The sequence below is a fragment of the Streptomyces sp. NPDC058576 genome (assembly GCF_042718715.1).
GTDB lineage: Bacteria > Actinomycetota > Actinomycetes > Streptomycetales > Streptomycetaceae > Streptomyces.
The window spans coordinates 1-17,046 of sequence record NZ_JBHXPF010000069.1; the positions used below are offsets into that span (position 1 = coordinate 1).

The window sequence follows — 17,046 nt, forward strand, 5'->3', positions numbered from 1 at the left end:
CCACGGTCGGGGCCTTCGGCATGCGGGTGGGGCTGTGTGTGTCAGCCGCCGGTCATCGGGCGGGCCGGGCTGCCGGCGGCGCGCGGGCCCCGCTCGGTGTGCGGCGGCGGACGGCGGACCCCCGCCGGGGCGACCGGCATGCCGCCCGGACGCGCGGGGTGCCCGCCGTGGGCCCGGGTCCTGGTGCTCCCCGACGGATGCCCGGTGGGAAGCACCGGTTCGGCCGGGGCGGTCACGGCCTCCGCGGCGAGGCCGTCGGTGGCCATCGACTGCGGCAGCAGCACCGGCTGCGGCCCGGCACCGGCCACGGGCGAGGGACGGGCGCCGCGGCGATGCTCCCGCCACCGCTCGCGCATCGCGAAGATCCAGGCCTCGGTCCGGGCGATCAGCGGCTCGAACCAGGGCAGCGCCAGCAGGATGAGCAGCCCGGCCGCCCAGCCCAGCAGGACATCGCTGAGCCAGTGCGTACCGATGTACACGGTGGTGAGGCCGACTCCCAGCGAGACCGTCGCGGAGACCGCCGACAGATAGCGCCTGGCGCGTGGCGTGGTGGCCAGATAGGCGAGGATTCCCCAGGTCACGACGGCGTTCGCGGTGTGCCCGGAGGGAAATATATCGCCGCCGGCGAACATCTCGGCCGAGCCGATCTGCGTCGCGTAGTGCGGGCCGAGCCGACCGAGCCCCAGCTTGACCGCGCCCACCGTCACATTGAGCAGCAGCAGGGACGTGCCGAGGACCAGCAGCGGCCGGAGCGTGTGCTGACGCCAGGAGCGCCAGCCCAGCCAGCAGGCGACCATCACCGCCGTCGGGCCGCGCTGGCCGAGCACGACGTAGTAGTCCAGGAAGGCGTGCAGCTCGGGCCACTGCTGGTAGGGCCGGAACAGCATGACCTTCCAGTCCAGGGCCACCAGCCAGGACGTGATCAGCACCGCCCAGACGATGGCGAGATAGAACGCCAACGTCCCGCCGAAGAGGGCGATGCGGTGACGGCTCATCCGCGGTGCCTCTATCTTCGGCGGTTCCGGCTCCCGGTCCAGCCGGGCAAAGATGTCGGTACGCACCCAATCGACGTTACAGCGAGTGAGTGTGCAAGCAGGCCAATCCGGCCGCTTTGTGATGACGATGTGATGTGGACTTTGTCTCGGAGTGGCGTCTTTTCCGGGCGCGGAGAAGAATCCCCGTGATCTTGGCCCCAATTGCCCGCGGGTTCCGTTCGTAAGCGTGTTTGATCTCTCGGAAAAGGCGGCGCACCGGAATCCGTGACAATTGATCCCGCCATTCGGGGGAGGCGCACGCCGCCGCGCCGACCCCGCGCCGACCGCCAGGAGCCCCGCCGCGACGGGCCTCCCAGGCCCTCCGGCGGGAGCCCCCGCCCAGGGCCGAAATGGCGTACGCCACACTGTGCGGCGGACCGGGGTATGACGTGGACCACGTGTGACCTCGCCGAACTCGCGTACGCTGACGGCTCACTCGCCCGTCGATGCCGGGCCCGAGGGACGCGCACCCCACGTCACCGTCGGTCCGCCGAGCGCGAGGGACTCAGCCGAGCGCGAGGGACTCATCGGGAGGTACGCAGATGTCCGGGACGACCACGGCCGGAGTCCGGCTGCGCAAAGCCGCCGACGACGCCAATCGCTGGGTCGTCCTCGTGGTCCTCTGCCTCAGCCTCCTGGTCGTCGCCCTCGACGCGACCGTGCTCCATGTCGCCGTTCCGTCCGTCACCGAGGACCTGCGCCCGAGCGGCACGGCCCTCCTGTGGATCGTCGACGCCTACCCCCTCGTCTGCGCCTCGCTGCTCATCCTCTTCGGCACGCTGGGTGACCGGATCGGCAGACGGCGCGTGCTGCTCCTCGGCTACGCGCTGTTCGGCGTCGCCTCCCTGCTCGCCGCGACGGCCGACACGTCCGCCGTCCTGATAGCGGCCCGCGCCCTCCTCGGCGTCGGCGGCGCGATGATCATGCCCGCCACGCTGTCGATCCTGCGCCAGGTCTTCCCCGACCGCCGGGAGCGGGCGCTCGCCATCGGCGTGTGGACCGCGGTCGCCGCGGTCGGCGCCGCCACCGGACCGGTCGTCGGCGGCTTCCTGGTCGAGCACTTCTGGTGGGGCTCGGTCTTCCTGATCAACATCCCGCTGATGGCCGTGATCCTGCCGCTCGGCCGCTGGCTGCTGCCCGAGTCGCGCGGCGGCGACGACGGCCCGTGGGACGTGCTGGGCGCGCTGACCGCCGCGGCCGGCGTGCTCGGCGTCGTCCTCGGAGTCAAGCGCCTGGGCGGGGGTGCGGGGCTCCTGGATCCGGTCTCGCTGGGCCCGCTGGCCCTCGGTCTCGTCCTCCTGATCCTCTTCGTGCGCCGTCAGAAGCGCCGCAGGCATCCGCTGATCGATGTCTCGATGTTCGCCCGCCCGGCCTTCTCCACCGCCGTCGGCTGCATCGTGCTCGCCATGCTGGCGCTGGTCGGCCTCCAGCTGATCGCCGTCCAGTACCTCCAGCTGGTGCTGGGGCTCAGCCCGCTGGAGACCGGGCTGCGGCTGCTGCCGCTGACCTTCGCGGCGATGGCCGCGGGCGCCACCGGCTCGGTCACCCTGCGCCGTTTCGGCCCCCGCCGCATGGTCGGCTGGGGCTTCGTCCTCACCGCGTCCGCGGTGCTGCTGCTCACCTCGATGGGCCAGCACGACCGGCCCGGCCTGCTGACCGCCGCGTTCGTCCTGCTCGGCTTCGGACTGCAGACGACGCTCTTCGGGGCGTACGAGTCGATGCTCAGCGACGCCCCGCCGGAGCGGGCGGGCGGCGCGGCGGCGATCGGCGAGACCTCCTACCAACTGGGCGCGGGCCTCGGCATCGCCCTGCTCGGCAGCGTCATGAACGCCGCCTACGCCCCCGGCCTCGCCTCCCTGCGCGAGAAGGGCGTCCCCGCCCGCGCCGGGACGGAGGCCTCCCACTCCCTGGGCGAGGCCTACCAGGTCGCCGCCCAGCTCGGCGGCCCGATGGGCGACCTGCTGCGCTCCACGGCGCGGCACGCCTTCATCGGCGGACTCCACATCACGCTCTTCGTCAGTGCGGGGCTGCTGCTGCTCGGGGCGCTGGCCGCCCTGCGCCTGCCGAGGGTCATGGACTGCCCGCCGGCGGAGCCCTGCCGCCGGAGCGAGGCCGATGCCGCCGAGCCCGAGGCGATCGGGCCGGACGCCGCCGAGCCCGGGGCCGCCGAGCCCCGGGCCTCGGAGGCAGCGGCCTCCGGCTACCGGGCGGCCGACCCCGTCCGGCCGCCCGTACGGGACCGGCCGGTCCCGCGCCCGATGGTGCCCGCGCGGCGCGAGCCGGCCGAGGCGACCGGCTCTGGACGAGCGGCACGCTGAGCCGTAACGTCAGCACGACGCTTGACTACCACTGCTAGTTTTCGGAGGGCGGGCGTCTCCCGGTCCCTCCGAGCACCGTGCGAGCCGCCGGAGGCACCCTCATGTCCAGCACCGAGTCCGCGAAGCCGTCGAAGCTCCCGCCGTTCGACGCCTCGGATCCCCTCGGCATCGACGACCTGCTCGGCGCGGACGACCTCGCGATCCGCGACACCGTCCGCACCTGGGCCACCGACCGCGTCCTGCCGCACATCGCCGAGTGGTACGAGAAGGGCGAGCTGCCCGGCATCCGGGAGCTGGCCCGCGAGCTCGGCTCGCTGGGCGCGCTCGGCATGTCGCTGGACGGCTACGGCTGCGCCGGTGCGAGCGCGGTGCAGTACGGGCTCGCCTGCCTGGAGCTGGAGGCCGCCGACTCCGGGATCCGCTCGCTCGTCTCCGTACAGGGGTCGCTCGCCATGTACGCGATCCACCGCTTCGGCTCCGAGGAGCAGAAGCAGCGGTGGCTGCCCGGCATGGCGGCCGGCGAGATCATCGGCTGCTTCGGCCTGACCGAGCCCGACCACGGCTCCGACCCGGCCGGGATGCGGACGTACGCCAAGCGTGACGGCGAGGACTGGATCCTCACCGGCCGCAAGATGTGGATCACCAACGGTTCGGTCGCCGGGGTCGCCGTCGTCTGGGCGCAGACCGACGAGGGCGAGGACGGACGGGGCATCCGGGGATTCGTCGTGCCGACCGACGCCCCCGGCTTCTCGGCCCCGGAGATCCACCACAAGTGGTCGCTGCGCGCCTCGGTCACCAGTGAGCTGGTCATGGACGAGGTGCGGCTGCCGGCCGACGCCGTGCTGCCGGACGCGAAGGGGCTGCGCGGCCCGCTCAGCTGTCTGAGCCACGCGCGCTACGGCATCGTCTGGGGGTCCATGGGCGCGGCCCGGGCCAGCTTCGAGTCGGCCCTCGACTACGCGAGGAGCCGGGAGCAGTTCGGCCGGCCGATCGGCGGCTTCCAGCTCACCCAGGCCAAGCTGGCGGACATGGCCCTGGAACTGCACAAGGGCATCCTGCTCGCCCACCATCTGGGCCGCCGGATGGACGCGGGCAGGCTCCGGCCGGAGCAGGTCAGTTTCGGCAAGCTGAACAACGTGCGGGAGGCGATCGAGATCTGCCGCACCTCGCGCACGATCCTCGGGGCCAACGGCATCTCGCTGGAGTACCCGGTGATGCGGCACGCGACGAACCTGGAGTCGGTGCTCACCTACGAGGGAACCGTGGAGATGCACCAGCTGGTCCTGGGCAAGGCGCTCACCGGTCTCGACGCCTTCCGGTGACGGAGGTGCGCCGTGGCGCACACGCCGACCGGCGGCGTTGACCGGATCCTTCCGGCGAGCGCCCTGCTCAGCTCTGGTTGAAGAAGCCGTCGGCCTTGCGGCCGGCGGCTTCGCCCGCCACCACCTGGGTGTCGGCGGGGGACAGCAGGAAGACCCGGGTGGCCACCCGGTCGATCGAACCGCGCAGACCGAAGATCAGCCCGGCGGCGAAGTCCACCACGCGCTTGGCGTCGGCGGGGTCCATGGCCGTGAGGTTGACGATCACCGGGACGCCGTCCCGGAAGAGCTCGCCGATGGCCCGTGCGTCGCGGAAGCTGTCCGGGGTCACCGTCGCGATCCGGCGGTCCTGCTCCTCGGCGGCCTCCGCGGCCACCTGCACCCGCGGGTCGGTGGCCCAGGCCGCCTGGTGGCCCGTGCCGGTCTCCGCACCCTCGTTGTACTCGTCGTCGTAGTACCGCTCGTTGTCCTCCACGAGGCCCAGCCAGGCACTTGCCTTGCGCACCGATCCCATGGACGCCTCCTCTCACCGCGGTTCTGTGGTGTTCCGCATCTCTTTCGTATCCCTATGGTCGTCCATGATGCGGATAGCGCGCCAAGTAGATAGTCGGCTCGCAGGCGATTCGTGACGCTACTGGTGCAGAGGATGTGGCGATTCGTCAGGGTTCGTCCTGCATAAGGGGGGTTGCGAAAAGAAAATATGATGCTTCGAGCCGTACGGGTGATCCTGCCGACGGACGGGTGAACGGATGGCTCGATACGATGCACGACGCCTCGGTGCACGAGCGTCGCGCACCGGCTGAACGGCTCCCGGGGGATCGTCGTGTTCGGAATCGTCAGGCCTTGCACCCATCGGCTCTCCGAAGGCCTCAGAGTCGAGTGGATGGCCCATCTCTGCGGTCTCTGCCTGGCTCTGAGGGCGGATCACGGACAGTTCGCCAGAATCGTCACGAACTATGACGGCCTGATCGTCTCCGTCCTGACGGAGGCTCAGACGGCCCGTACGCCCGAGGGGCGGCGCACCGCGGGCCCCTGCCCGCTGCGCGCCATGCGCACCGCGCCGGTCGCCCAGGGCGAGGGGGCCAGGCTCGCCGCCGCCGTCTCGCTCGTGCTCGCCTCGGCCAAGGTCCGCGACCACGTCGCCGACCGGGACGGCCTGTTGGCCCGCCGCCCGGTCGCCGCCGCGGCGCGCCGGGTGGCCGCCGGGTGGGACCGGGCGGGGGCACGGACCGGGGCGGCCCTCGGCTTCGACACCGCCCTCCTGGTCGACGCGGTCGACCGGCAGACCGGCATCGAGACACTCGCCGGGCTCGGCACCCCGCTGCTGACGGTCACCGAGCCCACCGAGACCGCTACCGCCGCCGCCTTCGCGCACACCGCCGTGCTTGCCGGGAAGCCGCGGAACGCCGCACCGCTCGCGGAGGCCGGCCGGCTCTTCGGGCGGCTCGCGCATCTGCTGGACGCCGTGGAGGACCGGGAAGCTGACGCCGCGTCGGGAGCCTGGAACCCGCTCACCGCCACCGGCACCCCGCTCGCCGAGGCGCGCCGGCTCTGCGACGACGCGCTGCACGGCGTACGGCTCGCGCTGCGCGAGGTGGAGTTCACCGACGGCAAGCTCGTCCACGTCCTGCTCGCCCACGAGCTGCGGCGCTCGGTCGACCGGGCGTTCGGCACCTCCTCCTGCTCGCACCAGGAGGGCACGGGGCCGCCGGCGCCCGACGCGTCCTTCGGACCGCCGCCGGGCAACCCGTACGGCCCGACGCCCGGCCATCCGTACGGTCCGCCGCCCGGCGGCCCGGCCGCCCCGCCCCGGCCGCCCCGCAACCGGCGCGGGCTGATCGCCGGATGCCTGGTGTGGGCCGGGCTCGCCTGCACCTGCCAGATGTGCTGCGGGACCTTCGAGGACCCCTGGAGCAGGGAGCGGCGGGAAGCGCCGTGCCAGAGCTGCGGCGACTGCTGCGAGGCCTGCAGCTGCTGCGGCGACTGCGGCGAGGGCTGCTGCTGTTGCGGGGAGTCCTGCGGCTGCGACTGCTGAGGCCCACCGGCTGACGTCAGGTCACTTCAGCTCGGGCGGCGAGATCTCGGACGTCTCGATCGCGGACGCCGAGGTGCCCCACTTCTTCAGGATGCGGTCGTAGGTGCCGTCCTCCTTGAGCCGGTTGACGGCGGCCTGGAAGGCGGGGGCCAGCGGGGTGCCCTTCTTGAAGGCGAAGCCCACGTCGAGCCGCTTGAACTCGTTGAGGAAGCGCAGCCCCTCCTGCTGGCTCACCGCGTAGCGCAGTCCGTTGATGGTGGACATCACCACATCGCTGCGGTTCTGCTGGAGCGAGATCCAGACCGCCGCCTGGTCGGCGTACGTCTTCACCCGGTAGGGCTTCTTGCCCGCCTCCGCGCACCGGGGCAGATTCTCCTGGAGCGTCACCTCGAAGGTGGTGCCCGCCCCGGTGGCCACCTCCAGCCCGCACAGCTGGGTGAGGTCGGTGACCTTCTTCAGCTCGCTGTCCTCGCGGACCGCGAAGCCCTGCCCGTCGTTGATGTAGGTCACGAAGTCGATCGTCTTGCGGCGTACGTCGGTGACGCCGAAGTTCCCCGTGCCCAGGTCGTACTTCCCGCTGCCGAGCGCCGGCAGGATCGCCTCGAAGGACGCCACCTCGCGCTTCAGCTCCAGCCCCAGCACCCGGGCCGCCGCGTCCGCGAAGTCGATGTCCGCACCGGCCACCGTGGAGCCGTCCTTTTCGTAGAAGGCCCCGGGCGGGGCTCCGACGGAGGAGGCGATCCGCAGCGTGCCCGCCTCGCGGACCCCGGCGGGCAGCAGCTTCGCCGCGGCCTCGTCCTTCCGCACCTGGGAGACCACGTCCGTCGTCGGGGTCTTTCCCCCGGGGGCGGCCTTGTCGGATCCGCCGCCCGCCGCGTCGGTCGGCTCGGCGCAGGCGGTGAGCGTCAGAGCGGCCACGGTGATCAGGGCGAACAGGGCGGCAGGTCGGGATCGGGACATGGCTGTGCTTCTCCGGGTTCGTCGGGGTAGGCCGACCGCCCCCGGGCCACGGCGGCACGGGGCCAGGGCGGCACGGGGGGACAGCGGCACGGGGGACAGCGGGAAGTCGTTCAGCGGTGCGAGGGGAGGGCGAAGCGGTGTGGTGAAGGTGAAGTCACGCGAGGAACGGCGCTCGAACGCCGGGAGGAGAGGCGTGAGCGGGAAGAACCGGACAGCAGAGGGTCAGCTCAACAGGAAGAGGACCACACGCGACCGAAGTCGATGTGGGAGCGGGTGACCAGCCACTGCTGCGGATGCATGGGCCAAGTGGAACAGGCATCCGAGTGCACGTCAACCAAGGTGAGATGTACGGCTCACAGTGTGGACAGGCTTGACAACGCCCCGTGCGCGCCGCTTATCTCGAAGGCGGACCGGCGCTGAGGGGCCCGGCCCGTGTGTGGTTTTCGGTGTGAAGGTACGCCCCGTGTTCGATCTGAGCATCCACGGAGCTCCCGCATGCCCCCGCAGACCGTCTCGCTGCCCCCTTCCTCCCCTCCTCCTTCCTCCTCCGCGTCGACCCTCGCCAAGGACGCTTCCGACGCCGTGCCGCGCATCGTCCCGGTACGACGAACGGGACGCTGGGCAGCGGCAGTTGTCGTTCTCCTGCTGCTCGCGCTGGCGCTGAACTCCGTCGTCCGCAACGACGCCTTCCAGTGGGACGTCGTGCTGTCCTACTTCGCCACCGTCCCCGTCCTGCGCGGACTCTGGCTCACGCTCTGGCTCACCGCGGTGGTCATGGTGCTCGGCTTCGCGCTGGGCGCACTCCTCGCCGTCCTGCGACTCTCCGGCAACCCCGTTCTCCAGGCGGTCAGTTGGGGCTACGTCTGGCTCTTCCGGTCCACGCCGATCCTGGTCCAGCTGCTGTTCTGGTTCAACATCGGCGCTCTGTACCCGCAGATCCTCGGCGTCTCCACGACTCGCCTCCTCGGCCCCGTCACCATCGCCGTCATCGGGCTGACCCTGCACGAGGCCGCTTACGCCGCCGAGGTGGTGCGCGGCGGGATCCTCTCCGTCGAACGCGGACAGGTCGAGGCCGCCCAGTCCCTCGGCCTCGGCCCCTGGCGGCGCTTCCGGCGCATCGTGCTGCCCCAGGCGATGCGCTCCATCGTGCCGCCGGCCGGGAACATGCTGATCGGCACCCTCAAGGGCACCTCCATCGTCAGCATCATCGCCGTGCAGGACCTGCTGTACTCCGTCCAGCTCGTCTACCACCGCACCTACCAGGTCATCCCGCTGCTGCTCGTCGCCACGCTCTGGTACGCGGCCGTCACCACGCTGCTGAGCATCGGCCAGCGCTACGTCGAGCGGTACTACGCCCGTGGCACGGCGGGTGCGCGATGAGCTCCGCACCCAGCATCGTGGTGATCGGCGGCGGCCCTCGCGGCACCGGCGTCATCGAGCGCATCGCCGCCAACGCCACTGAGCTGTACGGGGATCAGCCCCTGGATCTCCATCTGGTCGACCCCTACCCGGCGGGCGGCGGCCGGATCTGGCGGCCCGACCAGTCGCCGTTGCTGTGGATGAACTCCATGGCCGAGGACGTCACCATGTTCACCGACGAGACGGTGGAACTGGCCGGCCCCGTCGTGGCGGGCCCGGCCCTCGACGCCTGGGCCGAGGACGTCCGCGCGGGGCGCGTCACCCCGGACGCGGACCCTGCCGTGCTGGCCGAGATACACGGCCTCGCCGGAGGGGACTTCCCCACCCGGCGCCTCCAGAGCGCCTATCTGCGCTGGACCTACGAGCGAGCCCTCGCCGCGCTGCCGCCCGGGATCACCGTGCACGAGCACCGCACCACCGCCCTCGCCGTCACCGGGCCGCGCGGCGGTCGCGAGCGCGTCCGGCTCCAGGACCGTGCCGAACCCCTGCTCGCCGACCTCGTCGTCCTGACCGTCGGCCACCTCGACGCCGAGCACGACCCCGAGCAGGAGGAGCTGAGCGCCTTCGCCCGGCGGCACGCGCTGGTCCACCTGCCGCCCGACTTCACCGCCGACAGCGACCTCGACTCCCTGCGCCCCGGCGAGCCGGTCATCGTCCGGGGCTTCGGGCTCGCCTTCATCGACCTGATGGTCCTGCTCACCGAAGGGCGCGGCGGCCGCCACGAGAACGGCGCGTACGTGCCGTCCGGCCGCGAACCCGTGCTGTACGTCGGATCGCGGCGCGGCGTGCCGTACCACGCGAAGATCGGCTACGCCTGGACCGGCGAACGCCCGCCGCCGCCGCAGTACTTGGGGCCGGAGTGGACCGAGGAGCTGCTGAGCGGGACCGGGCCGCTCGACTTCGGCCGCGATGTCTGGCCGGTGGTCGCGAAGGAGCTGGGCCATGCCCACTACCACCGGCTGTTCACCGCCCACCCCGAGCGCACCGCCCTGGCCCACGAGGTCTTCGCCGAGAAGTACGCCGCCGCCGACCCGGGCAGTCCGGAACTGGCCGGCCTGATCGCCGAGGCCGTGCCCGACCCCGCCGACCGGCTCGACCTCGACGCCCTCGACCGGCCTCTCGACGGAGTCCGCCACGACTCGCCCGAAGCCCTCCAGGAAGCCCTGCGCGCCTACATCACCGCCGACCTGACTCGACGTCACGACCCCGCGCACAGCGAGGACCTCGCGGTCTTCCTCGGGCTGCTCACCGCCTACGCCCAGCTCATCCGGCTCGGCGACATCGGCGGCTGGTGGCACGGCTTCTTCAGCTATCTCGCGTCCGGCCCGCCGGGCCCCCGCCTCCAGCAGCTCCTGGCCCTCTCCCGGGCCGGCGTCGTCCGCTTCCTCGGCGGCGGCCTCACCGTGGAGACCGACGAGGAGCAGGGCCTGTTCCGGGCGCGGAGCGCCACCGTCCCCGGCGCCCGCACCGAGGCCCGCGCGCTGGTCGAGGCCCGGCTGCCCGACCCCTCGCTCCGGCACACCGCGAGCCCCCTGCTGCGCGCCCTGCGCGACGACGGGGCCGCGGTCACCGACACCGGACTGCTCTCCGTGGACCCGGCCGACAGCCGGGTGCTGGACCGAGCGGGCCGCCCGCACCCGCGCCGCTTCGCGCTGGGCCCGTTCACCACCGCCCGCAGCAGCGGAGCCTTCACCCGGCCCCGTACCGGCGGACCCGCCTTCCGGCAGAACGACGCCGCCGCGCGCGCCGCGCTCACCTTCCTGCGCGACCTCTCCTGTCGCGGTCGACTCGCCTCCTGACGGGCCCGCCCGGCCCCCGTCCCGAACCACCGGCCCTCCTTCCCGTACCGCCGCCTCCGCGTCCAAGGACTCCTCTCATGTCGCTGACCAGCGATCCACCCATCGGCCCACCCCTCAAGCCCTCCGCGGATCCGCCTGCCGATCCGCCCGCCGAGAAGGCGGCCGGACCCGCGGACAACGAAGCGCTGACCGTCGTGCCCGTACGCCACCCCTGGCGGTGGGTCGCCATCGCCGCGACGGCCGTCCTGCTGGCCCAGTTCCTGAACGGGCTGATCACCAACCCCGGCTGGGAATGGGACGTCTTCGCGCAGTTCTTCACCGCGCCGACCATCCTGAAGGCCGTCTGGATCACTCTCCAGCTGACCCTCTACGGAACGGCGATCGGCTTCGCCCTCGGCATCGTCCTGGCCTTCATGCGGCTGTCGGCGAGCGTGTTCCTGCGGACGGTCGCGTACGGCTACATCTGGGCGTTCCGCTCGATCCCGCTCATCGTGCAGCTGCTGTTCTGGTTCAACCTCGCCTATCTCTACAAGGAGTTGCAGTTCGGTATCCCGTTCGGGCCCGGCTTCTTCGCCTTCGACACGATGAACCTCGTCGGGGCGACGAGCGCGGCCGTCCTCGGCCTCGCCCTCCACCAAGCGGCGTACGCGGCGGAGATCGTGCGCGGTGGCGTACTGGCCGTCGACGGAGGCCAGTTGGAGGCGGCCGCCGCCCTCGGCATCCCCAAGCTCCGGCAGCTGCGGCGCATCGTGCTCCCGCAGGCGATGCGCTCCATCCTGCCCAACGCCGCCAACGAGATCATCTCGCTGTTCAAGGGCACCTCGATCGTTTCGGTCATGGCGATCGGCGAACTCTTCTACCAGGTGCAGGTGGTCTACGGCCGCAACGGCCGGGTCGTGCCCCTGCTGATGGTCGCCACCGTCTGGTACATCCTGCTCACCACCGCTCTCTCCGTCCTCCAGCACTACGTCGAACGTCACTACGCCAAGGGGGCCGTGCGATGAGCGCACCCAGCGATGCCATGGTCGAAATCCGCTCCGTGCACAAGAAGTTCGGCTCCCTGGAGGTGCTGCGCGGGATCGACCTGTCGGTCCGGCCCGGCGAGGTCACCGTCGTCCTCGGCCCCTCAGGATCCGGCAAGTCCACCCTGCTGCGCACCATCAACCACCTGGAGAAGGTCGACCGGGGCTGGATCAGCGTGGACGGCACCCTGGTCGGCTACCGCAGGGACGGCGACAAGCTCTACGAACTCCGCGAACGCGAGGTGCTGCGTCAGCGCACCAAGATCGGGTTCGTCTTCCAGAACTTCAACCTCTTCCCGCACCTCACCGTCCTGGAGAACATCATCGAGGCGCCGATCTCGGCGCTGCGCCGCCCCCGCAAGGAGGCCGTGGCGGCAGCCGAGAAGCTCCTCGACCGGGTCGGCCTCTCGGACAAGGCGTCCGCCTACCCCGGACAGCTCTCCGGCGGCCAGCAGCAGCGCGTCGCCATCGCCCGCGCCCTGGCGCTGGAACCCCGGCTGCTGCTCTTCGACGAGCCGACCTCCGCTCTCGACCCCGAACTCGTCGGCGAGGTCCTCGACGTCATCAAGGACCTGGCGCACGGCGGCACCACGATGATCGTCGTCACCCACGAGATCGGCTTCGCCCGCGAGGTCGCCGACACCGTCGTCTTCATGGACGAGGGCCGCGTCGTCGAACAGGGCCCGCCCGCCGAGGTGCTCGACCGTCCCACCCAGGAGCGCACCCGCGCGTTCCTCTCCAAGGTCCTCTGAACCACCCCACCCCCCTTTTCCCACGCAAGGAGCACGTACGTGTCCGTCCGCCGCAGCACCACTCTCGCCCTCGCCACGCTCACCGCCACCGGTCTGCTCACCGCTTGCGGCGCCTCCGACCCCACGACCGACCTGGCGGCCCCGAAGGGACAGAAGGACAGCGGGGTCAACATCGGACCCGACCAGGACCGGATCAGAGGCAAGGAGACGGCGGCCGCCGCCGACCTCGTCCCCGAGGCGGTCCGCAAGCGCGGCACGCTGCGGATCGGGGCCAGCGCGGACGCCTCGCCGCCGCTCGGCTTCTACGCCACCGACGACAAGACCCGCATCGGTTCCGAGATCGACATCGCCACCCTCGTCGCCGACACCCTCGGCCTGAAGCCGCAGTTCGAGGAGGTCTCCTGGGAGAACCTCTTCGTCGGCCTGGACAGCTCCAAGTTCGACGCCGTCCTCTCCAACGTCACGGTGACCGAGGAGCGCAAGGAGAAATACGACTTCGCCACCTACCGGCTCGACAACATCGCCTTCGAGGCCAAGAAGGGCTCCGGCTGGAAGGTGAAGGAAGCCGCCGACGTCGCGGGGAAGACGATCTCGGTCTCCTCCGGCACCAACCAGGAGAAGATCCTCGTCGAGTGGAGCGAGGAGAACGTCAAGGCCGGGCGCGAGCCGGTGGACATCAAGTACTTCCAAAAGGACACCGACTACTACCTGGCCCTCCAGTCCGGCCGCATCGACGCCCACCTCGGCCCGAGCCCCACCGCCGCCTACCACGTCGCCACGGCCGGCCAGTCCGAGATCATCGGCCAGCTCTCCGGGGCCGGCGGCGACCTCCAGGGCAAGATCGCCGCCACCACCAAGAAGGACAGTGGCCTGGTGAAGGCGTACGCCGCCGCGATCGACCACATCATCGAGGACGGCTCCTACGCCAAGGTCCTGAAGCGCTGGGGCCTGAGCGGCGAGGCCGTCGAGAAGTCGGAGATCAACCCGCCCGGCCTGCCCAAGACCACGAGCTGACGCCCAGGCCGTCCGAAGCCCCGTTCGCCGGCCCCGCGTCCCGTCCGGCGCGCGGCCGGCGAACGGCTCCGCCAGGGCGTGTCCGAGGCCCCGACCGACCGTCGACCCGAGAGGTCCCCGTTTATGTCCGCCCGTACATCCCTCCACCTGGCCGCCGAGATCGGCGGCCCGCCGCACTACGACGCCGGGCACTACCTCCGGCTGGCGAAGCTCGCCGAGGACGGCGCACTCGACTACGTCACCCTCGGCGACTCCTTCGCCCGCCCCGGGCTCGACGCGCTCGCCGTCCTCGCCCGCGTCGCGCCCGCCACCGACCGCATCGGCCTCGTCCCGACCGTCACCACCACCCACACCGAGCCCTTCCACGTCTCCTCGGCCGTCGCCACCCTGGACTGGGTGAGCCGGGGCCGCGCGGGCTGGAGCGCGGACGTGTCCACCACCGAGGCGGAGGCCCGGCTCTTCGGCAGACGCCCGGCGGCGCCCCCCGCCGAGCTGTGGCAGGAGGCCGGTGAGGTCGCCGACGTGTCCGGCCGGCTGTGGGACAGCTGGGAGGACGACGCCGAGATCCGGGACGCCGCCACCGGCCGCTTCATCGACCGGGACAAGCTGCACTACGTCGACTTCGAGGGCTCCGCCTTCACGGTGAAGGGTCCGGCCATCGTGCCGCGACCCCCGCAGGGCCGCCCGGTCACCGTCATCGACGCCACCACCGCCCCGGCCCGCGAGGCGGCCGCCCGGCACGCCGACGTCGTCCACATCCGGGCCACCACCCCCGAGCAGGCCGCCGCCGTCCGCGACGAGGTGCGCCGCAAGGCCGCCGCCCACGGGCGCGACCCCGGGGCGCTGCGGGTCCTGGTCGCGCTCACCGTCGACCTCGGGGACGTCGAGACCGCGCCGGAACCCGGTCTGGAGAGCGGACCGCAGCTCGCCGGGCGCGGCACCTACTTCCGGGGCGGCCCGGTCGACCTCGCCGACCTCATCGCCCAGTGGCACCGCTCCGGCGCCGCCGACGGCTTCCACCTCACGCCCATCACCCCCGAACGCGACCTCGAAAGGATCGTCAACGGCACCGTGGCCCTCCTCCAGCACCGCAGCCTCTTCCGTACCTTCCACCCCGGCGGCACCCTGCGCGAACACCTGGGGCTCATGCGCCCCGCCAGCCGGTACGCCGCCGCCAGGACCGCCGCGAAGGAGGCCTGACCGTGCCCCGTCCGATGCATCTCGCCGCCCACTTCCCGGGCGTCAACAACACCACCGTGTGGGCCGACCCGCGCTCCCGGAGCCAGATCGACTTCTCCTCCTTCGAGCAGCTGGCGAGGACGGCGGAGCGCGGGAAGTTCGACTTCTTCTTCCTCGCCGAGGGGCTGCGGCTGCGTGAGCACAACGGCCGTGTCCACGACCTCGACGTGGTCGGCCGCCCCGAGTCGCTGACCGTGCTGAACGCGCTGGCCGCCGTCACCGAACGGCTCGGCCTCGCCGCCACCGTGAACGCCACCTTCAACGAGCCGTACGAGCTGGCCCGCCGGATCGCCACCCTCGACCACCTCAGCGCGGGCCGGGCCGCCTGGAACGTGGTGACCTCCTCCGACGCCTTCACCGGGGAGAACTTCCGCCGGGGCGGCTATCTGGACCGGGCCGACAGGTACCTGAGGGCCGCCGAGTTCGTCGCCACCGCCCGGGAACTGTGGGACTCCTGGACGCCGGACGGCGTCTCGCGGCCGTTCGCCCACGAGGGACCGCAGTTCACGATCTCCGGAGAGTTCACCGTCCCGCGCTCGCCGCAGGGCCATCCGGTCGTCATCCAGGCCGGGGACTCCGACGAGGGCCGGGAGTTCGCCGCCTCCGCCGCCGACATCATCTTCACCCGGCACGGCACCCTGGAGGCGGGCCGGGACTTCTACGCCGACGTCAAGGCGCGGCTCGCGGCCTACGGCAGGGAGCCCGAGAGCCTCAAGATCATGCCCGGGGTCACCGTGGTGGTCGGCGACAGCGACGCCGAGGCCCAAGAAAAGGCCGCCGAGATCCGCCGGCAGCAGGTCTCCCCGCAGAACGCGATCCTCGCCGCCGAGCAGATCTGGGGCACCGACCTCTCCGCGTACGACCCCGACGGGCCGCTCCCCGACATCGACCCGGTCCCCGACTCCGAGATCACCCAGGGGCGGGTCCGGCACGGCGACCCCTTCGCGATCGTCGCCCGCTGGCGCGCGCTCGCCGAGGCCAAGGGGCTCTCGCTGCGGGGGACCGTCATCGAGACGACCACCCGGCAGTCGTTCATCGGCTCGCCCCGGACCGTGGCCGACGAGCTGACCGCGTTCGTCGACGAGAGGGCCGCCGACGGCTTCATCTTCGTCCCCCACCTCACCCCGGGCGGCCTGGACGACGTCGTCGACCGGGTCGTCCCGCTCCTCCAGGAGAGCGGGGCGTTCCGCTCCGAATACACCGGCTCCACGCTGCGGTCGCACCTCGGCCTCCCGGAGCCGGTATGGAAAGGTTGACCGCATGAGCACGGACGCACAGCAGCAGGAGCAGGCCGGCGGCGGGCCGGACGCCGCGCGGGACTGGCAGCGGTGGCACGAAGGGCGCGTCGTCGCCGTCGCCGCCCCGTACGGCCCGCTCTCCCTGACCGGAACCCACTGGCTCTCCGACCACCCGGAAGGGCGAATTCCGGCCGTCCCCGGTCACTGGCGCGAGGACGGCGACGAGGTGGTCCTCACGGCCGCCCCCGAGGACGGCGTCGTCGTCGACGGCAAGCCCCTGACCGGCGAGGTCCGGCTCGGCGCGGACCGCGGGCCGATCGACGACTCCCGGGTTGCGCAGGGGGAGCGGCGGCTGGTGGTGCTCCGCCGCGAAGGGCTGTGGGCGGTAAGGGACTTCGACCCGGGGTCCCCGGCCCGGCACGCCTTCTCGACCATCGAGGCCACCCCGTACGACGCCCGCTGGACGCTGCCCGGGACCTTCCGTCCGTACGGTGGCGACCGGACCGTTCGGGTGGCCAACGCGGACGGGGTCGAGCGCGGTCTCGGCCTCGGCGGGGAGATCGCCTTCACGCTGGACGGCGAGCGGCACACGCTCCAGGTGGCGGTCGAGCCCGACGGGTCGCTGTGGGCCGTCTTCGCCGACGCGACCAGCGGCAACGGCAGCTACCGCTTCCGGTTCCTGCGGCCCGGGGCGCCCGCCGCCGACGGCAGCGTGAGCGTCGACCTCAACCGCGCGCTGCTGCCGCCGTGCGCCTTCGCCGATCACTTCATCTGCCCCTTCCCGCCGCCGGGCAACACCCTGCCCGTCCCGGTCCCGGCGGGGGAGCGGAACCGGATCGACGCCTGACCCGCGAGCGACCTCTCCGGCCCCGGCAGCCCCATGGCTCCCGGGGCCGG

Annotated in this window: 14 protein-coding genes; 11 read left to right on the forward strand and 3 right to left on the reverse strand. The window is 72.2% G+C overall.

Annotation, left to right across the window (positions count from 1 at the left end; genetic code table 11):
* Positions 1–41 precede the first annotated feature (41 nt).
* Complete coding sequence (locus ACFWRV_RS31570; protein WP_384339337.1) at positions 42–1,061, reverse strand: phosphatase PAP2 family protein; 1,020 nt, start codon at positions 1,059–1,061, stop codon at positions 42–44.
* A gap of 515 nt (positions 1,062–1,576) precedes the next feature.
* Here ACFWRV_RS31570 and ACFWRV_RS31575 point away from each other — a divergent pair.
* Both ACFWRV_RS31575 and ACFWRV_RS31580 read left to right on the forward strand, forming a co-directional pair.
* The gene (locus ACFWRV_RS31575) at positions 1,577–3,352 is read left to right on the forward strand and encodes an MFS transporter (protein WP_384339338.1); all 1,776 of its coding nucleotides are present in this window, start codon (positions 1,577–1,579) and stop codon (positions 3,350–3,352) included.
* Between the two features lie 101 nt (positions 3,353–3,453).
* Positions 3,454–4,674, forward strand: coding sequence for an acyl-CoA dehydrogenase family protein (locus ACFWRV_RS31580; RefSeq protein ID WP_384339339.1), 1,221 nt, complete (start codon positions 3,454–3,456; stop codon positions 4,672–4,674).
* A gap of 67 nt (positions 4,675–4,741) precedes the next feature.
* Here the strand turns inward: ACFWRV_RS31580 and ACFWRV_RS31585 are convergent, their stop codons facing one another.
* The gene (locus ACFWRV_RS31585; protein WP_384339340.1) at positions 4,742–5,185 is read right to left on the reverse strand and encodes a cell division protein SepF; all 444 of its coding nucleotides are present in this window, start codon (positions 5,183–5,185) and stop codon (positions 4,742–4,744) included.
* 309 nt (positions 5,186–5,494) lie between these two features.
* On the opposite strand from ACFWRV_RS31585, the gene ACFWRV_RS31590 reads away from it, so the two are divergent.
* The gene (locus tag ACFWRV_RS31590; protein WP_384339341.1) at positions 5,495–6,706 is read left to right on the forward strand and encodes a DUF5685 family protein; all 1,212 of its coding nucleotides are present in this window, start codon (positions 5,495–5,497) and stop codon (positions 6,704–6,706) included.
* 21 nt (positions 6,707–6,727) lie between these two features.
* On the opposite strand, the gene ACFWRV_RS31595 is transcribed toward ACFWRV_RS31590, so the two are convergent.
* On the reverse strand, positions 6,728–7,666 hold the full coding sequence (locus tag ACFWRV_RS31595; RefSeq protein ID WP_384339342.1) for an ABC transporter substrate-binding protein: 939 nt from the start codon (positions 7,664–7,666) through the stop codon (positions 6,728–6,730).
* Between the two features lie 495 nt (positions 7,667–8,161).
* Between ACFWRV_RS31595 and ACFWRV_RS31600 the strand changes: the two genes are divergently transcribed.
* The 8 genes from ACFWRV_RS31600 (at position 8,162) to ACFWRV_RS31635 (ending at position 16,996) form a co-directional block, all read left to right on the forward strand.
* Positions 8,162–9,046 carry an amino acid ABC transporter permease gene (locus tag ACFWRV_RS31600; protein ID WP_384339343.1) on the forward strand — a complete coding sequence of 295 codons (885 nt, stop codon included), beginning with the start codon at positions 8,162–8,164 and terminating at the stop codon, positions 9,044–9,046.
* Positions 9,043–10,884: an FAD/NAD(P)-binding protein gene (locus ACFWRV_RS31605; RefSeq protein WP_384339344.1), complete on the forward strand. Its 1,842-nt coding sequence runs from the start codon at positions 9,043–9,045 to the stop codon at positions 10,882–10,884. The genes ACFWRV_RS31600 and ACFWRV_RS31605 overlap by 4 nt, the downstream gene beginning before the upstream one ends.
* A 77-nt stretch (positions 10,885–10,961) precedes the next feature.
* Positions 10,962–11,888: an amino acid ABC transporter permease gene (locus ACFWRV_RS31610; RefSeq protein WP_384339345.1), complete on the forward strand. Its 927-nt coding sequence runs from the start codon at positions 10,962–10,964 to the stop codon at positions 11,886–11,888.
* A gap of 17 nt (positions 11,889–11,905) precedes the next feature.
* Positions 11,906–12,658 (forward strand): amino acid ABC transporter ATP-binding protein, encoded by a 753-nt coding sequence (locus ACFWRV_RS31615; protein ID WP_384339360.1) that lies wholly within the window; start codon positions 11,906–11,908, stop codon positions 12,656–12,658.
* A gap of 39 nt (positions 12,659–12,697) precedes the next feature.
* The gene (locus ACFWRV_RS31620; RefSeq protein ID WP_384339346.1) at positions 12,698–13,672 is read left to right on the forward strand and encodes an ABC transporter substrate-binding protein; all 975 of its coding nucleotides are present in this window, start codon (positions 12,698–12,700) and stop codon (positions 13,670–13,672) included.
* Positions 13,673–13,795: 123 nt separating this feature from the next.
* Positions 13,796–14,872 (forward strand): LLM class flavin-dependent oxidoreductase, encoded by a 1,077-nt coding sequence (locus ACFWRV_RS31625; RefSeq protein ID WP_384339347.1) that lies wholly within the window; start codon positions 13,796–13,798, stop codon positions 14,870–14,872.
* Between the two features lie 14 nt (positions 14,873–14,886).
* Positions 14,887–16,167, forward strand: coding sequence for an NtaA/DmoA family FMN-dependent monooxygenase (locus tag ACFWRV_RS31630; protein WP_384339361.1), 1,281 nt, complete (start codon positions 14,887–14,889; stop codon positions 16,165–16,167).
* A gap of 4 nt (positions 16,168–16,171) precedes the next feature.
* On the forward strand, positions 16,172–16,996 hold the full coding sequence (locus tag ACFWRV_RS31635) for a DUF1684 domain-containing protein (protein ID WP_384339348.1): 825 nt from the start codon (positions 16,172–16,174) through the stop codon (positions 16,994–16,996).
* The last annotated feature ends 50 nt before the right edge of the window (positions 16,997–17,046 follow it).